This is a genomic window from Aureibaculum luteum (assembly GCF_003449015.1).
Lineage (GTDB): Bacteria > Bacteroidota > Bacteroidia > Flavobacteriales > Flavobacteriaceae > Aureibaculum > Aureibaculum luteum.
On sequence record NZ_QRGD01000010.1, the window covers coordinates 67,396 to 84,742 of the forward strand.

The following is a 17,347-nucleotide window of genomic DNA, read 5'->3' on the forward strand; positions in this document are numbered from 1 at the left end:
CCTTCAAATTATTAAAAATTAAATAAACATACATTTACCATTATGTAACTTATGTTACACAATTTAAACACTTTAGATGATAAAAGTCATCTATTCTATAACTTCAGTCACTTAACTTTACCACTAATATATATAACACTAATATATTTTAAACTTAATATGAATACTTCAAGAAGAAAATTTATAAAAGTAGGTGCCCTTGGAATAGGAAGTGCAATGGTAGCAACTTCAGCCATAAATGTCTTTGGATCTAATAAAAATGCAAATAAATTTATCGCTAAAAGTATTCCAGTAAATTTAAAAAGAACTGCTACCTATTGTGAGGTCTGTTTTTGGAAATGTGCAGCTTGGGTCCATTCTGATGGTGATAGTCATATCCAAAAAATAATTGGGAATGATGATGACCCACATTGTAACGGACGATTATGTCCTAGAGGTACAGGTGGCGTTGGTATGTATAATGATGAAGACCGGCTTAAAACTCCTTTAATTAGAACTACTATTAATGGAGAAGAAACCTTTAGAGAAGCCTCTTGGGATGAAGCCTTAGACTTAATCGCAAACAAATTTAAAGGCATAAAAGAAAAATACGGAGCTGAAGCTTTAGGGTTACTTAAACATGGTTGTCCAGGTTGGCATTTTGAACATTTGTTTAAATCTTATGGATCCGATACCATTGCTGAACCTGCTTTTGCACAGTGTAGAGGTCCAAGAGAAACAGCTTTTTCGTTAACCTTTGGTTCTTGGGTAGGTTCACCTGAACCAACGGATATCAGAGACACCAAATGCTTAGTGCTAATTGGTTCACATATAGGTGAAAATATGCACAACACTCAAGTTCAAGAAATGTCTGAAGCTATAGATAATGGAGCTACAATTATCACTGTTGACCCACGTTTTTCAACTGCTGCAAGTAAATCAAAACATTGGTTAGCTATTAAGCCAGCAACTGATATTGCTTTATTACTTGCTTGGATGAATGTATTAATAGAAGAAGGACTATATGACAAAGCTTATGTGGAAAAATACGCTTTAGGATTTGATGAGTTAAAAGAACACGTTCATCAATTTACACCCGAATGGGCATACGGTATTACCACTATAAAACCAGAAGTAATTAGAAAAACAGCTAGGGAGATGGCACATGCTGCACCTGCTGTTATTATACACCCAGGAAGACACGTAGTTTGGTATGGAGATGACACGCAACGTGAAAGAGCCATTGCTATTTTAAATGGTTTACTCGGTTCTTGGGGGCGTAGAGGTGGATTCTATTTCAAAGAAAAAATTTCAATTCCTAATTTCCCACATCCCGCATATCCACATCCAAAATGGGATTGGAAAGACATTGGAGAGAATTATCCATTAGCTCAAATGGGGCTTACAAATGAAATCATTAGATCTTCAATACCTAGTGAAAATCCAAAATACCCAGTTAAAGCATGGATGGTAGCTGGAACAAATTTAATTAAATCTATTCCTGACACTAAACAATTAGAAGCAGCAATAGATGCATTAGAATTTATGGTAGTAATAGATACTATGCCAATGGATATTACAGGATACGCTGATGTAATACTACCTGAATGCACCTATTTAGAACGTGCTGATATTGTACGCTCAGCAACCAATAGAGAACCTTCAATTGCGGTTAGATTTCCTGCAGTAAAACCTAAATACAAAACGAAGCCTGGAGCTTGGATTGCAAGAGAAATCGGAATACGCTTAGGATTAAAAGACTATTATCAATACGATGATTTCAATGAGGTTATTGATTGGCAACTGAAAGAGTTAGGAACTTCAAGAGAAGAAATGGAAAAGATTGGCGTAAAAAAATACCCTCGTAAATCGGGGCCAATGTATTTAAATGAAGATGAAGTTCATGAATTTGGTACGGCAAGTGGTAAAATTGAATTCTATTCTCAAGAATTAAAAGATTTAGGATTTGACCCATTACCAAAATATACTCCACATCCTGAACCACCACAAGGTTTTTATCGTTTAAATTATGGAAGATCTCCAATGCATACTTTTAGTAGAACTTCTAACAATCCTAATTTAACCGATTTAAAAGATGAAAATAACCTTTGGGTAAACCCAAAAGTTGCTAGAATTGTAGGACTAAAAACCGGACAACGCGTTTGGTTAAGTAATCAAGATGATATTATTTCAACTTTTTCCATAAAAGTAAGAATAACTGAAAGAGTACGTTGGGATTCAGTGTATTTGGTACACGGTTTTGGTAACGATAATAAAAAATTAAGTAGATCATATGGTAAAGGTATAGATGATACCCAAATGATATCAAAAATATTTGTCGATCCGATTATGGGAGGAACAGGTATGAGAGGAAATTTTGTGAAAATACTTATTGAAAATCCACATAAAGCTATAGAAGTATGAGATATGCAATGGTAATTGACACTTTAAAGTGTGTAGGTTGCAGTGATTGTGTTGTTGCTTGTCAAACTGAAAATGATGTACCCATTGGGTATTGCAGAGATTGGATAACTGAAACAGTAAATGGCACCTACCCAAATGTTGATTTAGAATTTAAATCCGAACGCTGTAATCACTGTGACAATCCACCTTGTGTTAGATGCTGCCCAACAGGTGCTAGTCATGTTGTTGAAGGCGGTATTGTTTTGGTAACCTCAAACGAATGCATTGGCTGTGGAGCTTGTATAGAATCTTGCCCCTATGACGCTAGGTACCAACACCCTGATGGCTATGTTGATAAATGTACTTTTTGTCATCATAGGTTAGAAAAAGGCCAACTTCCCGCCTGTGTTGAAGTATGCCCCACAAAGTGCATGTATTTTGGCGATTTAGACAATCCGAATAGTGAAGTTTCAAAATTACTAAAAAACAGGAAACATAAAACACTTGCCCCTGAGGCAGGTACTAAACCTCATATTTTTTATTTGATCTAACAGCCACAACTATGGAAGAAGAATTATTTTCGAGCGGAAGAAACATACCTCATATAGATCCAACTCTAGAAGTTTGGCATTGGCCAATATCCATTTACCTATTTTTAGGTGGATTGGCGGCAGGCTTATTGTTCTTTGCTGGAGCTGTCACTATTTTGGACAAAGAAAAAGAGTATCCTACTGCCGTAAAATATGCCTCTATTATATCCCCTGTGGCATTAAGTTTGGGTTTACTAGCACTTGTTTATGATTTAACACATCCTCTTTACACTTGGCAACTATATACTACTATACGGTTAGAATCGCCAATGTCTTGGGGGGCATGGGTTTTGTTAATAGTTACGCCACTTTCATTTTTATGGGTAATAAGTTACTTCTCTGAAATTTTCCCTAAATGGAAATTAAGACTAGGAATTCTTAAAAAACTGGAGTCTTTTACCAAAAAAAACAGAAAAAAAATGGCATATGCCTTGATTCCGTTATCTATAATTTTAGGCGTGTACACCGGTATATTACTTTCTGCATTTAATGCAAGACCGTTATGGAACAATGCTATTTTAGGACCACTTTTTTTAACTTCAGGATTATCTACTGGAGCGGCAACCATACTATTATTAGCCAAAACGCATAAAGAAAAAAACTTATTTAGCAGAATTGATTTAGTGTTGATTGTTATCGAACTTGGACTAATTGTTCATATGCTTATGGGAATGTATGCCGGCTCAGAAGTACAACTTGAAGCAATGCAATTATTGGTTGGCGGTGAATTCACTTTAATGTTTTTCGGCTTTGTAATTATACTCGGATTATTAGTTCCCGCAATTTTAGAATTAACTGAAATTCTCGGTTATAAAGTACCTGTTAGTATACCTGCCATATTAATTTTAATTGGTGGATTGGTACTCAGATTTGTAATGGTTGAAGCTGGACAAATAACTCGATATTTATATTAAAAATCACAAATATGAAAATTCAAAATAAACATACGTATTGGAACCCTTACTTCGGAGGTTTTTTACTAGGTCTATTAATACTTTTTACTTTTTACATTACAGGGAGAGGCCTTGGAGCAAGTGGAGCTATGAAAAGTAGTGTTGTAAGCATTGTAGATACTGTTTCACCTGAACATGCCAAAAATAATGCTTACTACAGTAAGTTTATTGAAGAAGATAAATCTTCGCTAAACAATTGGTTAGTGCTAGAAACTTTGGGCATCTTAATAGGTGCATTTGTATCTGGTGGTTTAGCTGGAAGAATTAGCTTAAAAGTACAACACTCACCTAAAATTACAAGTAAAAGACGTTTAATTTTCGCCTTAATTGGTGGTGTGCTATTTGGGCTAGGAGCTCAAATTGCACGAGGTTGTACAAGTGGAGCTGCCCTTAGCGGTATGGCCGTATTATCAACTGGAGGTTTCGTAACCATGTTAGCCATATTCGGTACTGGTTATTTAGTTGCTTATTTTTTTAGAAAAAATTGGATTTAAAATATAAAACAAAAAACTATGGGACCATTAATTCCTAACGATCTTATTCCTTTTGAATGGAATCTTGTAATTGCAATTATTATTGGTATTGCATTTGGCTACATTTTAGAATCCTCCGGATTTTCTTCTTCACGAAAACTAGCAGGTGTATTTTATGGTTATGATTTTGCAGTGCTAAAAGTGTTCTTTACTGCAGCATTAGTTTCTGTAATCGGTATTTTTTATATGGATTATTTAGGCTATGTTGATTTTTCAATGCTTTATGTTCACCCGTTCTACCTATGGGGAGCCTTAATTGGCGGTGCCATAATGGGTGTAGGATTTGTAGCAGGAGGCTTTTGCCCAGGAACAAGTCTATGTGCCGTTGCAATTGGTAAAATAGACGCTATGATTTATGTAATTGGTATTATGATTGGTGTGTTTATCTTTTCTGAATTTTATTCTTTTTTTGAACCCATTTACGATGGTTATTTTTACGGTAACATTACCTTAACGGAATCTTTAAACATATCACCATATTGGTTTATCTTATTTTTTACAATTTTTGGAATAATTGCTTTTGCACTCTCAGATATGGTTAGAAAAAAAGTAAAAAAAGTATTTTATTGATTAAAATTATTAATTATGATTAATAGAAATTTAGTAAAGGCATTACGCTATAGATACGTTTTACTTGCCGTAGGATTAATTCTACTAGCTGGAGGTCTAGTATTGTTGCCTAAACAAGAAAAACATAAAGGAATTACATCTGCCGAATTACTCAGTAATGCTATATCTCCTGAAAGATATATGTCTACTGATGAGATTGCACATAAAATTGTAAATCAAGATCCTTCTATTTTACTGATAGATGTTAGAGATTCTTTAAATTACCAAAAATATAGTTTACCCAATGCACTTAACATCCCTCTTCCTAAATTATTGGATGATAACTCAATGACATTTTTAAATCAAGATCAATATGAAGTTGTCTTCTTCTCAAATGATAATTTTGATGCAGACAAAGCATGGATAATTTCCAACCGCCTTGGTTTCAAAAACATACATGTTTTAAAAGGTGGATTAAACAGTTGGTTTAAAACAATTATAAATCCAACCATGCCTGAAGAAAACATGCCTGCAAATGCCTTTGAACAATACCGTTTTAGAAAAGCTGCAAGTATGTATTTTGGAGTAGTTTATCCTGAATCCGTGATACAACAATCTACAGAACAAAAAAAGGTTCCAAAGAAAGTAATAACAGTTAAAAAAAAGAAAAAAAGCACACCCGAAGGTGGTTGTTAAAACATTGATAAAATGCTATAAGTATGAAAGAATTAGAAAAAACCAAACGAATATCTATTGCGGCAGTATTTAGTATTTTATTAGTAATAATAGCCTTATTATCGTATAAAAAACCAAAAAATCTCTACACAATCACAACTAAGACTGCCTTAGAAATGCTATTGGACAAAAATATAGCAGTCAACGTAGATATTTTAAATGATACTACTATTGTACCCATTGACATTAGAAGCCAATATGATTATGAAAAAGGATATATTCAAAATGCTATTCACATGGAGGCAGCAGAAGTATTAAGCAATGAGAACATTGAAATTTTAGAAAAAATTAAAGCGAATAATAAAATGGCCGTTCTTTACGGAAACAACCCTGAAGGGGTTATTGCACCTTACGCTGTATTAATACAAATGGGATATAATAATTTAAAAATTTTAAAGGTAGAAAATAGTTATCATCAGAATCAATTAATTACCAAAAATGTTGACCTAGAAAAGTCTATAATCGATATTCCTAAATTTATAAAAGGGTCTGCTAAAAATGCAAATATAAAACCAAAATCTAATACGCACAAAGCACCAAAAAAAGTAATAACTATTAAAAAATCTAAAAAAAACAAACCCGAAGGTGGTTGTTAAAAAGTTACAATAATGGCATTACTTTGGTCTAAAAATTATTAATCAGAAAGCTATTCAGCTCTGTTATTTATAACCTCAACAATATCTATATTTTTATATTTAGGTACGAGTGCAAGATAGTCAATAGCCAACCGAGCCTTCTGCCTATCTAACCTACCTTTTAAAAAAGAACGCTGTAAAATATCTTCAATTAAAAAATCTATTGCTTTACTTTCCGGATGATATTCGTTTTTTAATGATAATTTAAATAAGCTCGCCGTTGTATTATACCAAAAAGCTTTCCAACCACTTCTGTATTCTTTTATCAATTCAAAAGTAGTTAAACCTGTCTGCCTATGAATTAATTTTATAAGTATTCGGCCCTCTGTACGGGTCATTTTTTTTAGTTTATCCGTAAACTCTTCTTCCATAAACTTCTGCATCTTTTTAATATGCTTTCTACGTTTCGAGTTCGATTTTATTTTTTTCAATTGTTCATTGAGCTGAAGTAATCTTTCCGCTGCTAATTTTGCAAATGGATACGCATTATTTACTTTTTTCCAATACCAATAATAATAGCGTTGTTCTTTTGTTGAATTAAATTTTAATTTACTTAACACCATCACATCATCTAAAGTAAACATGATAGAGTCTCCTTCAATCAATATTTTATCATCAATTATAGTATCTCTACTTACATTTTGAGCCGATGCTAAAAAAGTGGAACTTAAAAACAATAGGATACAAATATGTTTCATCTAAATAAAATTTAACTAACCAATTTTAAACCAGTTAGTATCAGTCTGTTTTAAATAAATACCCATCAAAGGCATTCATTGTGAAAATTGCAATAAAATCCTTGCAAAATTACTAGTTTCAAACGATAGGATTTAAAATATAAACGTTAATTTTGAGATAAATTATTTAAAAAGTATAAACAAAATAACGATTATGGCGAAAAAGAGTATCCTCACAAAAAACTCAATGACTTTTTTAGAAAAGTATTTAAATAATGCAGCTCCAACAGGTTATGAATGGGATGGACAAAAAATATGGATGGAATATTTAAAGCCTTATGTTGATGAATTTATTACTGATACTTATGGTACGGCCGTTGGTGTTATCAATCCAAAAGCGAAATATAAAGTAGTTATTGAAGGACATGCCGATGAAATTTCATGGTATGTAAATTACATCTCAGACAATGGTTTAATATATGTTGTAAGAAATGGCGGATCTGACCATCAGATTGCACCGAGTAAAATTGTAAACATTCATACAAAAAAAGGTATCGTAAAAGGTGTTTTTGGATGGCCTGCAATTCATACACGAAGCAAGGCTAAAGAAGAAGCTCCTAAACCTAGTAATATTTTTATTGATTGTGGTTGTAAAACCAAAGAAGAAGTTGAAAAGCTAGGCGTACATATTGGTTGTGTAATAACATATCCTGACCAATTTCACATTCTAAATAAAGACAATTTCGTTTGTAGAGCTTTAGACAACAGAATGGGTGGATTTATGATTGCAGAAGTTGCAAGATTATTAAAAGAACATAAGAAGGAATTACCTTTTGGATTGTACATCGTAAACTCGGTTCAAGAAGAAATTGGCTTACGTGGTGCTCAAATGATTGCCGAAAGAATTCAACCGAATGCAGCAATTGTAACTGACGTTACACATGATACTACAACACCAATGATTGAGCAAAAAGTACAAGGTCATTGCGAAACTGGTAAAGGACCTGTAATTGCCTACGCACCTGCAGTACAGCAAAAATTACGCGATTTAATTACAGAAACGGCTGAAAAGAACAAGATACCTTTTCAACGTGCTGCCTTATCTCGTGCTACAGGAACAGATACCGATGCTTTTGCATATAGCAATAGTGGCGTAGCTAGTGCTCTTATTTCACTACCTTTACGTTACATGCATACAACTGTTGAAATGGTTCATAGAGATGATGTTGAAAATGTCATCAAATTAATATACGAATCGTTATTACAAATTAAAGATGGGGAAACCTTCAGTTATTTTGACTAGATAAATCAAGCATTTAATTAACATATAACAAAGGCTACATCATTATTTTTTTGATGTAGCCTTTATAGATAACACAAATAAGTAAATGAAAAATTCCATTGCAGAAAGAGTTTTCGATTTTATAAAAGTATTTCCACCGTTTAGTTTACTGAGTAATGAAAAGTTAAAAATTATTTCGGAAGAAGTTAAAATCATATACCTCGAAAAAGGGAAAACTGTTTTTAAGGAAAATGATATGTTTCACGATTGTTTTTATATCGTGAGAAATGGTGCAGTTGGGTTATTTAGAACCAAACAAAACCAAAAAGAAATGATTGATATTTGTGATGGTGGAGATATATTTGGATTAAGAGCTCTTTTAGCTCAAGAAAATTACACCCTTGAAGCTTCCGCCAATGAAGAAGCAATTATTTATGGAATTCCAATTGATGTATTTCAAAGTGCGTCTGAAAACAGTAAAAAAATAAATAAGTATTTAATTACAACATTTGCCTCAAACGCTTTTGCCCCTTATACTAGAGAACAGAGTGATGAAATTTTCGATGATTATATACCTAAAGACAACTATGATATCGAAAACTTACAAGCCGCTAAATACACAAAAAAAACAATTTCATGTTCTCCAGAAACCTCAGTAAAAAATGCTGCAATCAAAATGAGCAAACATGGAATTGGATGTATTGTGATTGTAAATAAAGAAAACTTTCCTATTGGAATAATTACAAATAGTGATTTAAAAAATAACATAGCGACTGGAAAATTTTCCATTGATATTCCGGTTAAAGAGATTATGTCTAGTCCAGTAAAATCATGTAAAAAAAACATTACGGTTACAGAGGCACAACTTCAATTTATAAAGTTTAATATAGAACATTTGTGTGTTACCAAAGACGGTACGAATCATTCTCCTTTAATAGGTATTTTAACACATCATGATATCGTGTTATCTATTGGTAATAATCCATCAGTGTTATTAAAAGAAATAAAAAGGGCTAAAAGAACAAAAAGTTTAAGAAGTGTTAGAGGAAAAGCTCATAAGTTATTACAGTCTTATCTGGATCAAAACATACCGTTAAGACATATCGTAAAAATTATTTCTGAAATAAATGACGCAATTACATATCGCGTCATAGAAAACGCTATCATTAAAATGCACACTGCTCCACCGGTTGGATTTGCATATATGGCATTGGGTAGTCAAGGAAGAAAGGAACAATTGCTATACTCAGACCAGGATAGTGCTTTAATTTTTGAAGATGTGCCTGAAAACCTTTCTGAAGAAACTAAAGCGTATTTTTTAAAATTATCGGGACATATTACCAAAGCATTACATAAGATTGGTTACGAATATTGTCCTGCAGAAATGATGGCTAGTAATCCGGAATGGTGCTTATCTCGTTCGGAGTGGAAAGAACAATTTAGAAGTTGGATATTACATCCAGATGAAAAAGCCATTCTTTTGTCTTCTATATTTTTCGATTTTACTAGAATTTATGGTGATCAATCCATGATTGATGATTTATCTAATAGCATTTTCGAATCTTTAGACCAATCATCAATGTTACTATCGTTATTAGCCAAAGACATATTGTTAAGTCCACCTCCTCTTGGTTTTTTCAAACAATTGGTTTTAGAAAAAAACGGTGAATATGAAGATTTTTTCAATGTAAAAAGAAGGGCATTAATGCCTCTAATAGATGCCGCCCGTTTATTAATATTAACGCATAATGTGAAAGAAATTAATAATACCGCTTTACGTTTTGAAAAGCTCAGTGAATTAGAACCTGAAAACAAAGAACTTTATGATTCGTGTTCTTACGCCTTTAAAGCCTTATTAAAATTTAAAACTAAACAAGGATTGATTAATAATGATTCTGGTAAGTTCATTAATTTAGAAACATTAAGTAAAGATGAAAAATTAAAACTTAAACGTTGTTTTAAACCTATTAGAGAAATTCAAGAGTTGTTAAAGTTTCGTTTTAAGGTAATCAGCTGATTTAAATGTTTTTTTTTCTCTAGAAAAAGGTACTATTTCATTCATTTTATCATTTTAAATCTGTCCTATGCAATTTAAAAAAGTTCAGAACTGAGCATAAAATGATTAATTTGTACTTAAATTAAAAAAGTTCAATTCTATTCAGTTAATTTGATACAATGTTTAACAATATATTTAAAAGTAAAAAAAATTATCCTGAGTTTTTTAGAACCTATTTAGATAGTTTTAAAAAAAGTAAAAATCTACCCCTATCTGAAACTAGATTTATTGTTTTTGACACGGAAACTACAGGGTTTGATAAAAATGAGGATAGAATTCTATCTATTGGAGCTGTTTCAGTGGTAAACAATATGATAAATGTTGTTGATAATTTTGAATTGTATATCCATCAAGAGATTTTCAAATCAGAATCTGTAAAAATCCATGGTTTATTAAAAAAAGGGAATATAGAAAAAGTTACTGAAGCAGAAGCTATAGAACTTTTTATAGAATTTATAAAAAATGATGTCTTAGTAGGGCATCATGTTGGTTTTGATATAAACATGGTTGACCAAATGCTTCTCAGAAATAACTTAGGAAAACTAAAAAATGAATGTTTAGACACAGGGCTACTTTTTAAACAATCAAAACATATTGTCTATCAACAAAATTTAAAAAATTATACATTAGATGATTTGTGTGAAGAATTAAAAATTGAAAAGGTTGATAGGCATACAGCCACAGGAGATGCCCTAATTACCGCAATCGCTTTCCAAAAAATAGTAGCGAGACTCGATAAAAAAAACAATTTAAAATTAAAAGATTTACTTTAGTTGTTCAATTTATTGTAATTCATATCACGTAACATTTCTTAAATGAATACTAATTATAAAGTTAACGTCAATAAAACCTTTGAGTTTGACATTACAAAAGCAGCTGTATTATCACTAGATGCCGTTGAAGTTGGTGAAGGTAAATACCATTTATTGCAAAACCACCAACCCTATCATATAGAAATTTTAAATTCTGATTTCAACAAGAAAAAGTATATCATAAAAGTAAATAATAACACGTTTGAATTAGATATTAATGATGATTTAGACAAGCTAATCAACGAAATGGGCTTTGCAACCAGCTCAAAAAAAACTGTAGATTCTATTAAGGCACCAATGCCAGGTTTAATTTTAGAAATAAATGTTAAAGAAGGTCAAAACGTGAAAGAAAATGATCCTTTATTAATACTCGAGGCCATGAAAATGGAAAATGTGATCACATCACCTCACGATGGAATAATTAAAACAATTACCGCTATTAAAGGTAATACAGTTGAAAAAGGAAGTGTTTTAATTGAGTTTGCTCCATAAAATATCTTTAACAAAGACATAATTCAAAAGCTTGTTTTCAAATCAACAAAAACTATAAAATACACAAAGGGCGATTAAAATTTATATCAATGAAAAAAATACTAATAGCCAATAGAGGAGAAATTGCCATCAGAATAATGCGTACAGCAAAAAAAATGGGTATTAAAACGGTTGCCATCTATTCAACTGCTGATAGAAACGCACCTCATGTTAAGTTTGCTGATGAAGCCATTTGTGTTGGCGAGCCACCATCCAACGAATCATATCTTCGAGGTGACAGAATTATTGAAGTTGCCAAAACAGTTAATGTAGATGCGATTCATCCCGGTTATGGTTTTTTAAGTGAAAATGCTGACTTTGCAGAATTGTGCGAAAAAAATAATATCATTTTTATCGGTCCAAAATCTAAATCAATTAAAATGATGGGCGATAAATTAGCGGCTAAAGCTGCGGTAAAAAATTACAATATTCCGATGGTTCCAGGAATAGAAAAAGCGGTGTCTGACCTTAAAGAAGCTATTGAAATTGCCAAAAAAATTGGATTCCCAATTCTAATAAAAGCCTCTGCAGGTGGCGGTGGAAAAGGTATGCGAGTAGTTGAACACGAAGAAGAATTAGAGTCTCAAATGCATCGTGCCATTAGCGAAGCTACCTCTGCTTTTGGAAATGGTGCAGTTTTTATTGAAAAATACATCAGTTCTCCTAAACACATAGAGATTCAAATATTAGCAGACAGTCATGGGAATATTGCCCAGATGTTTGAACGTGAATGTAGCATACAACGCCGTCATCAAAAAGTGATCGAAGAGGCTCCATCACCTGCTTTAACCCCTGAACTTCGCGAAAAAATGGGACAAGCAGCTATCAATGTCGCCAAGGCTTGTGATTATTTAGGTGCAGGTACGGTAGAATTTTTGTTAGATACCGATCATAATTTCTACTTTTTGGAAATGAATACCAGATTGCAAGTAGAGCATCCGGTAACGGAATTCATAACTGATTTAGACTTGGTCGAATTGCAAATACGTATTGCACAAGGTGAGGAATTACCTTTTAAACAAAAAGACCTTAAAATTAAGGGACATGCTATAGAATTAAGAATTTATGCAGAAGATCCTTTAACTAATTTTTTACCTAGTGTAGGTAAATTAGAGATTTACAACGAACCTGTAGGTAAAAATATTAGGGTGGATAGTGGTTTTGAGCAAGGAATGGACATCCCCATTTATTATGATCCCATGTTGGCAAAATTAATTACGTACGGAAGTACCAGAGAAGAAGCCATTGATTTAATGTTAGAAGCTATTGAAGATTATCACATTGAAGGCGTGCAAACCACACTTTCTTTCGGAAAATTTGCCTGTAAAAATGAAGCTTTCCGTACTGGAAATTATGACACACATTTTGTAGAGAAATACTATTCACCTGAGTCTCTAATGAAAAGTTTAGAAGTGGATGCTAATATTGCTGCAATAATAGCCGTTAAAAAATATTTAGAAGATCAAAAAACATTGAGATTACCAAACTAACAATTATGGATCCGAAAGCAAAAAAGTTAGAAGAAAAAATCGCAAAAGCCCATTTAGGTGGTGGTCAACAAAGAATTGACAAACAGCATCACAAGAATAAATTAACAGCCAGAGAACGCATAACCTATCTGTTAGACGAAGGCTCATTTGAAGAAATGGGTTTGCTTGTAACTCATAGAACGACCGATTTCGACATGGAAAAACAGCAGTTTTTAGGTGATGGTGTAATAACTGGCTATGGCACAATTGAAGGACGATTAATTTACATTTTCGCTCAAGACTTTACTGTTTTTGGAGGTTCTTTATCTGAAACACACGCCGAAAAAATATGTAAAATAATGGATGCTGCTATAAAAGTTGGCGTGCCTTGTATTGGTTTAAATGATTCTGGTGGTGCCAGAATTCAAGAAGGAGTTCGTTCATTAGGTGGTTATGCAGATATATTTTATAGAAATGTACAAGCCTCTGGTGTCATTCCTCAAATTTCTGCTATTATGGGACCATGTGCAGGGGGAGCAGTTTATTCACCCGCAATGACAGACTTCACCTTAATGGTGGAAAACACAAGTTATATGTTTGTTACCGGACCTAACGTGGTAAAAACGGTAACTAATGAAGAAGTTACGGCTGAAGAATTAGGTGGAGCAACAACTCATTCTACAAAATCTGGCGTAACGCACATTACCTCAGCAAATGATATTACTTGTCTTGATGATATTAAAAAACTATTGAGCTATCTACCTCAAAACAATACGAAAACCACTAAAAGATTACCTTTTACTTTAAAAGATGAAACTAGAGAAATACTAGAAGCAATAGTGCCTGATAACGCCAATAAACCCTATGACATGCATCACGTCATTTCTGGTATAATTGATAATGATTCCTTTTATGAAATTCATAAAGACTATGCAGAAAACATCATCGTTGGCTTTGCTCGTTTAGGCGGAAGAAGTATTGGTATTATTGCAAATCAACCTTTATTTTTAGCAGGTGTATTAGATGTAAATAGCTCTAAAAAAGCAGCACGTTTTACTCGTTTTTGCGATTGTTTTAACATTCCTTTATTGGTGCTCGTAGACGTTCCTGGGTTTTTACCGGGTACAGACCAAGAATGGAATGGTATTATTACCAATGGTGCAAAATTATTATATGCATTAAGTGAAGCTACCGTACCTAGAGTTACGTTAATCACAAGAAAAGCTTATGGAGGAGCTTACGATGTGATGAATTCGAAACACATTGGTGCAGATATGAATTTTGCCTGGCCAAGTGCTGAAATTGCAGTTATGGGAGCTAAAGGTGCTAGTGAAATTATTTTTAAGAAAGAAATTCACGCAGCAGAAAACCCAGCAGAAAAATTAGCTGAGAAAGAATCTGAATATGCAGAAAAGTTTGCCAATCCTTACCGAGCTGCTGAACGCGGTTTTATCGATGAAGTGATTCAACCAAAAACAACGCGTAGAAAATTACTTAAAGCATTTAGTATGCTCGAAGATAAAGAGGTTATTAAACCAAATAGAAAGCACGGAAATATACCTTTGTAAATAAGTTTAAGGAGATCTGAAATGACTCTAATATATTCTTTTGTCAGTTCACATGATGCTCCGTAAAAGTTTTTTTTATGAATTGAAACGTTGTGCATCGTATCGAGAAACTGTTCTCGATACACCACGCCCAAAAGCGTGGCACTCGAACTGACATAGATCTTCAGATCAAACACTACCCTTCCAACACTTCATGCAAATTTTCCCAATCTTGCATTAAGGTATTTATTTTATCTTTTTTAGCTTGATATTTTTTAAAGAAATCAGGTTGACCAGTAACTTTTTCATATTGTGCTTCATCAGCTAATTTTTTATCTATTTGAGCCACCTCTCTTTCTAAATCTGCAATTTCAGTCTCAATTTTAGATAGTTTATTTAAAGTTCTTTTTACCTCTTTCTCTTTTTCATAATCATCTTTAGAGTCATTGGCTGAAGTTTTAGCAACTTTTGCAACCTTAGTTCTCTTTTCAACTTCACGTAAATTCTCTAGGTTATGTTCCTCTAAATAATAATCAATATCACCTAAGTATTCTCTAATTTTACTGTCTTTAAACTCAAAAACTGTTTTGGTTAACCCTTGTAAGAAATCTCTATCGTGAGATACAATTATCAAGGTACCTTCAAAATTAAAAAGAGCTTGCTTCAATACATTTTTTGAAGCAATATCTAAGTGATTGGTAGGCTCATCCATCACCAATACATTAAATGGAGAAAGTAACATTTTACATAAAGCCAAACGGTTACGCTCACCCCCCGAAAGTACTTTCACTTTCTTTTCTACATCATCACCTCCAAACAAAAAACCTCCTAACATATCTCGCACTTTCACACGATTACCATCATTAGAAGCATCTTCCATGGTTTGCAAAACTGTTTTTTCACCATCAAGATATTCCGCTTGGTTTTGAGCAAAATACCCAATCTGTACGTTATGCCCTAATTTCAAATCGCCTTCATAAGGAATCTCACCAACAATCATCTTAGCCAAAGTAGATTTCCCTTGACCGTTTTGACCTACAAAAGCAATCTTACTATTCCGTTCTATTAATAAATTTACATTGTTCAACACTTGGTTATCCCCATAGTTCTTAGCTACATTTTTAGCTTCAACAACTATTTTCCCTGGCTGAACAGACATTGGAAAACGTACTTTCATTACCGAATTATCATCAGCATCAACTTCAATTCGTTCAACTTTATTCAGTTTTTTAATTAAAGATTGAGCCATAGTCGCTTTACTGGCTTTTGCTCTAAACTTTTCAATGAGTTGTTCTGTACGTTGTATTTCTTTTTCTTGATTCTTTTGTGTCTGTAATTGCTTTTCTTTTAACTCTTTACGCTGCACCAAATATTTAGAATACGGATATTTATAATCATAAATCTTACCCATTGAAATTTCAATGGTACGATTGGTCACATTGTCCAAAAACATCTTATCATGCGATACTAACATAATAGCACCTGGATAACTACTTAAAAACTCTTCTAACCAAATAATAGATTCAATATCTAAGTGATTGGTAGGCTCATCCAGTAATAAGATATCATTATTTTGTAATAATAACTTCGCCAATTCAATCCGCATACGCCATCCACCAGAAAAAGTATCGGTTAACTTATTAAAATCTTCACGTTTAAAACCTAGACCTTGTAAAATTTTCTCGGTTTCTCCTTGATAATTATATCCGCCAATCAATTCAAAACGATGTGTTAAATCACTTAAATCGACCATTATTTGATGATAACCCTCACTTTCATAATCGGTTCTTTCTACCAAAGCTACATTTACTTCTTCAAGTTTTTTTTCAACTTCTTTAATTTCAGTAAATGCCTGATATGCTTCCTCTAAGACTGATCTACCTTGTATAAAGTCAATATCCTGCTTTAGAAAACCAATCCGTAGATTCTTTTCCAACGCCAATGTGCCTTTATCAAATTCTTGTTCTTTAGAAATAATCTTCAACAGCGTAGATTTCCCTGCTCCGTTTTTACCAACTAGTCCTACTCTATCTCCACCTACTAACTTAAAAGTTATACCTGAAAACAAATCTTCTCCTGCAAAGGAAACAGTAATATTATGTGCGTTAAGCATCTTTTGTTACAATTATGAATTTATATTATTTTACATTTGCAAAAGTATCATTTATTTTCACAATACATATGTTTAAAAAAGGAACAAAAATTTATAGCATTTTTAATAATAAATGTCCCAAATGTAATGAAGGTGCATTTTTTGAAGATAATAACCCTTTACATTTAAAAAAGGTACTAAAAATGAATGAGCATTGCCCAAATTGTAATTTTAAATACGAAATTGAGCCCTCTTTTTTCTTTGGTGCAATGTATGTCTCTTATGGACTTACCGTAGCGTGTGCTATCATTACTTTTATTATTCTGCACCTTACGGGTCTAGATTTAATGACTATTTTTATAACAATTTTCGTACTACTCGTACTTTTCACGCCTTTTACCTTACGATTCGCAAGATTAATTTATGCTAATATTTTTATCCATTATGATAAAAATTATAAAACAATAAAAAAGCCTAAGTAAATGAATACTTAGACTTTTAAAG

Annotated in this window: 16 protein-coding genes; 14 read left to right on the forward strand and 2 right to left on the reverse strand. The window is 32.7% G+C overall.

Translation table 11 applies throughout. The annotated features are described in order from the left end of the window. The first annotated feature begins 159 nt into the window (after positions 1 to 159). The 7 genes from D3P13_RS18975 to D3P13_RS19005 are packed head-to-tail and all read left to right on the forward strand — an operon-like array spanning position 160 to position 6,338. A complete protein-coding gene (locus D3P13_RS18975; protein ID WP_117884681.1) occupies positions 160 to 2,403 on the forward strand; it encodes a molybdopterin-containing oxidoreductase family protein in 2,244 nt (747 codons plus the stop codon). Next, entirely contained in the window at positions 2,400 to 2,933 is a 534-nt protein-coding gene (locus D3P13_RS18980; RefSeq protein ID WP_117884683.1) for a 4Fe-4S dicluster domain-containing protein, read from the forward strand. Before D3P13_RS18975 ends, D3P13_RS18980 begins: the two co-directional genes overlap by 4 nt. 11 nt (positions 2,934 to 2,944) lie before the next feature. Then, complete coding sequence (gene nrfD, locus D3P13_RS18985) at positions 2,945 to 3,886, forward strand: NrfD/PsrC family molybdoenzyme membrane anchor subunit (RefSeq protein ID WP_117884685.1); 942 nt, start codon at positions 2,945 to 2,947, stop codon at positions 3,884 to 3,886. A gap of 11 nt (positions 3,887 to 3,897) precedes the next feature. Continuing rightward, entirely contained in the window at positions 3,898 to 4,419 is a 522-nt protein-coding gene (locus tag D3P13_RS18990) for a YeeE/YedE thiosulfate transporter family protein (protein WP_117884688.1), read from the forward strand. 18 nt (positions 4,420 to 4,437) lie between these two features. Then, positions 4,438 to 5,028 carry a YeeE/YedE thiosulfate transporter family protein gene (locus D3P13_RS18995; RefSeq protein ID WP_117884690.1) on the forward strand — a complete coding sequence of 197 codons (591 nt, stop codon included), beginning with the start codon at positions 4,438 to 4,440 and terminating at the stop codon, positions 5,026 to 5,028. A 15-nt stretch (positions 5,029 to 5,043) separates the two neighbouring features. Continuing rightward, a complete protein-coding gene (locus D3P13_RS19000; RefSeq protein WP_117884691.1) occupies positions 5,044 to 5,703 on the forward strand; it encodes a rhodanese-like domain-containing protein in 660 nt (219 codons plus the stop codon). A gap of 23 nt (positions 5,704 to 5,726) precedes the next feature. Beyond that, on the forward strand, positions 5,727 to 6,338 hold the full coding sequence (locus tag D3P13_RS19005) for a rhodanese-like domain-containing protein (protein ID WP_117884693.1): 612 nt from the start codon (positions 5,727 to 5,729) through the stop codon (positions 6,336 to 6,338). 50 nt (positions 6,339 to 6,388) lie between these two features. Here the strand turns inward: D3P13_RS19005 and D3P13_RS19010 are convergent, their stop codons facing one another. After that, positions 6,389 to 7,075 carry a DUF4294 domain-containing protein gene (locus D3P13_RS19010; protein WP_117884696.1) on the reverse strand — a complete coding sequence of 229 codons (687 nt, stop codon included), beginning with the start codon at positions 7,073 to 7,075 and terminating at the stop codon, positions 6,389 to 6,391. Between the two features lie 193 nt (positions 7,076 to 7,268). Between D3P13_RS19010 and D3P13_RS19015 the strand changes: the two genes are divergently transcribed. The 6 genes from D3P13_RS19015 (at position 7,269) to D3P13_RS19040 (ending at position 14,772) form a co-directional block, all read left to right on the forward strand. Beyond that, complete coding sequence (locus D3P13_RS19015) at positions 7,269 to 8,357, forward strand: M42 family metallopeptidase (protein WP_117884698.1); 1,089 nt, start codon at positions 7,269 to 7,271, stop codon at positions 8,355 to 8,357. Positions 8,358 to 8,442: 85 nt separating this feature from the next. Continuing rightward, positions 8,443 to 10,353: a DUF294 nucleotidyltransferase-like domain-containing protein gene (locus tag D3P13_RS19020; protein WP_117884700.1), complete on the forward strand. Its 1,911-nt coding sequence runs from the start codon at positions 8,443 to 8,445 to the stop codon at positions 10,351 to 10,353. Between the two features lie 158 nt (positions 10,354 to 10,511). Continuing rightward, positions 10,512 to 11,165 (forward strand): 3'-5' exonuclease, encoded by a 654-nt coding sequence (locus D3P13_RS19025; protein ID WP_117884702.1) that lies wholly within the window; start codon positions 10,512 to 10,514, stop codon positions 11,163 to 11,165. 42 nt (positions 11,166 to 11,207) lie between these two features. Then, complete coding sequence (locus D3P13_RS19030) at positions 11,208 to 11,696, forward strand: acetyl-CoA carboxylase biotin carboxyl carrier protein subunit (protein ID WP_117884704.1); 489 nt, start codon at positions 11,208 to 11,210, stop codon at positions 11,694 to 11,696. Positions 11,697 to 11,785: 89 nt separating this feature from the next. Continuing rightward, positions 11,786 to 13,225 carry an acetyl-CoA carboxylase biotin carboxylase subunit gene (gene accC, locus D3P13_RS19035; RefSeq protein WP_117884706.1) on the forward strand — a complete coding sequence of 480 codons (1,440 nt, stop codon included), beginning with the start codon at positions 11,786 to 11,788 and terminating at the stop codon, positions 13,223 to 13,225. 5 nt (positions 13,226 to 13,230) lie between these two features. Beyond that, on the forward strand, positions 13,231 to 14,772 hold the full coding sequence (locus tag D3P13_RS19040) for an acyl-CoA carboxylase subunit beta (protein WP_117884709.1): 1,542 nt from the start codon (positions 13,231 to 13,233) through the stop codon (positions 14,770 to 14,772). Positions 14,773 to 14,947: 175 nt separating this feature from the next. Here the strand turns inward: D3P13_RS19040 and D3P13_RS19045 are convergent, their stop codons facing one another. Then, positions 14,948 to 16,864: an ABC-F family ATP-binding cassette domain-containing protein gene (locus tag D3P13_RS19045; protein WP_117884711.1), complete on the reverse strand. Its 1,917-nt coding sequence runs from the start codon at positions 16,862 to 16,864 to the stop codon at positions 14,948 to 14,950. Positions 16,865 to 16,878: 14 nt separating this feature from the next. On the opposite strand from D3P13_RS19045, the gene D3P13_RS19050 reads away from it, so the two are divergent. Beyond that, complete coding sequence (locus D3P13_RS19050; RefSeq protein ID WP_232829246.1) at positions 16,879 to 17,325, forward strand: DUF983 domain-containing protein; 447 nt, start codon at positions 16,879 to 16,881, stop codon at positions 17,323 to 17,325. The last annotated feature ends 22 nt before the right edge of the window (positions 17,326 to 17,347 follow it).

Coding starts and splice junctions, on each gene's coding strand:
- D3P13_RS19010 (WP_117884696.1), bottom strand. CDS start 7,075: ATGAAACATATTTGTATCCTATTGTTTTTAAGTTCCACTTTTTTAGCA.
- D3P13_RS19000 (WP_117884691.1), top strand. CDS start 5,044: ATGATTAATAGAAATTTAGTAAAGGCATTACGCTATAGATACGTTTTA.
- D3P13_RS19005 (WP_117884693.1), top strand. CDS start 5,727: ATGAAAGAATTAGAAAAAACCAAACGAATATCTATTGCGGCAGTATTT.
- accC (WP_117884706.1), top strand. CDS start 11,786: ATGAAAAAAATACTAATAGCCAATAGAGGAGAAATTGCCATCAGAATA.
- D3P13_RS19050 (WP_232829246.1), top strand. CDS start 16,879: ATGAATTTATATTATTTTACATTTGCAAAAGTATCATTTATTTTCACA.
- D3P13_RS19040 (WP_117884709.1), top strand. CDS start 13,231: ATGGATCCGAAAGCAAAAAAGTTAGAAGAAAAAATCGCAAAAGCCCAT.
- D3P13_RS19045 (WP_117884711.1), bottom strand. CDS start 16,864: ATGCTTAACGCACATAATATTACTGTTTCCTTTGCAGGAGAAGATTTG.
- D3P13_RS19015 (WP_117884698.1), top strand. CDS start 7,269: ATGGCGAAAAAGAGTATCCTCACAAAAAACTCAATGACTTTTTTAGAA.
- D3P13_RS18990 (WP_117884688.1), top strand. CDS start 3,898: ATGAAAATTCAAAATAAACATACGTATTGGAACCCTTACTTCGGAGGT.
- D3P13_RS19020 (WP_117884700.1), top strand. CDS start 8,443: ATGAAAAATTCCATTGCAGAAAGAGTTTTCGATTTTATAAAAGTATTT.
- D3P13_RS19025 (WP_117884702.1), top strand. CDS start 10,512: ATGTTTAACAATATATTTAAAAGTAAAAAAAATTATCCTGAGTTTTTT.
- nrfD (WP_117884685.1), top strand. CDS start 2,945: ATGGAAGAAGAATTATTTTCGAGCGGAAGAAACATACCTCATATAGAT.
- D3P13_RS19030 (WP_117884704.1), top strand. CDS start 11,208: ATGAATACTAATTATAAAGTTAACGTCAATAAAACCTTTGAGTTTGAC.
- D3P13_RS18995 (WP_117884690.1), top strand. CDS start 4,438: ATGGGACCATTAATTCCTAACGATCTTATTCCTTTTGAATGGAATCTT.
- D3P13_RS18980 (WP_117884683.1), top strand. CDS start 2,400: ATGAGATATGCAATGGTAATTGACACTTTAAAGTGTGTAGGTTGCAGT.
- D3P13_RS18975 (WP_117884681.1), top strand. CDS start 160: ATGAATACTTCAAGAAGAAAATTTATAAAAGTAGGTGCCCTTGGAATA.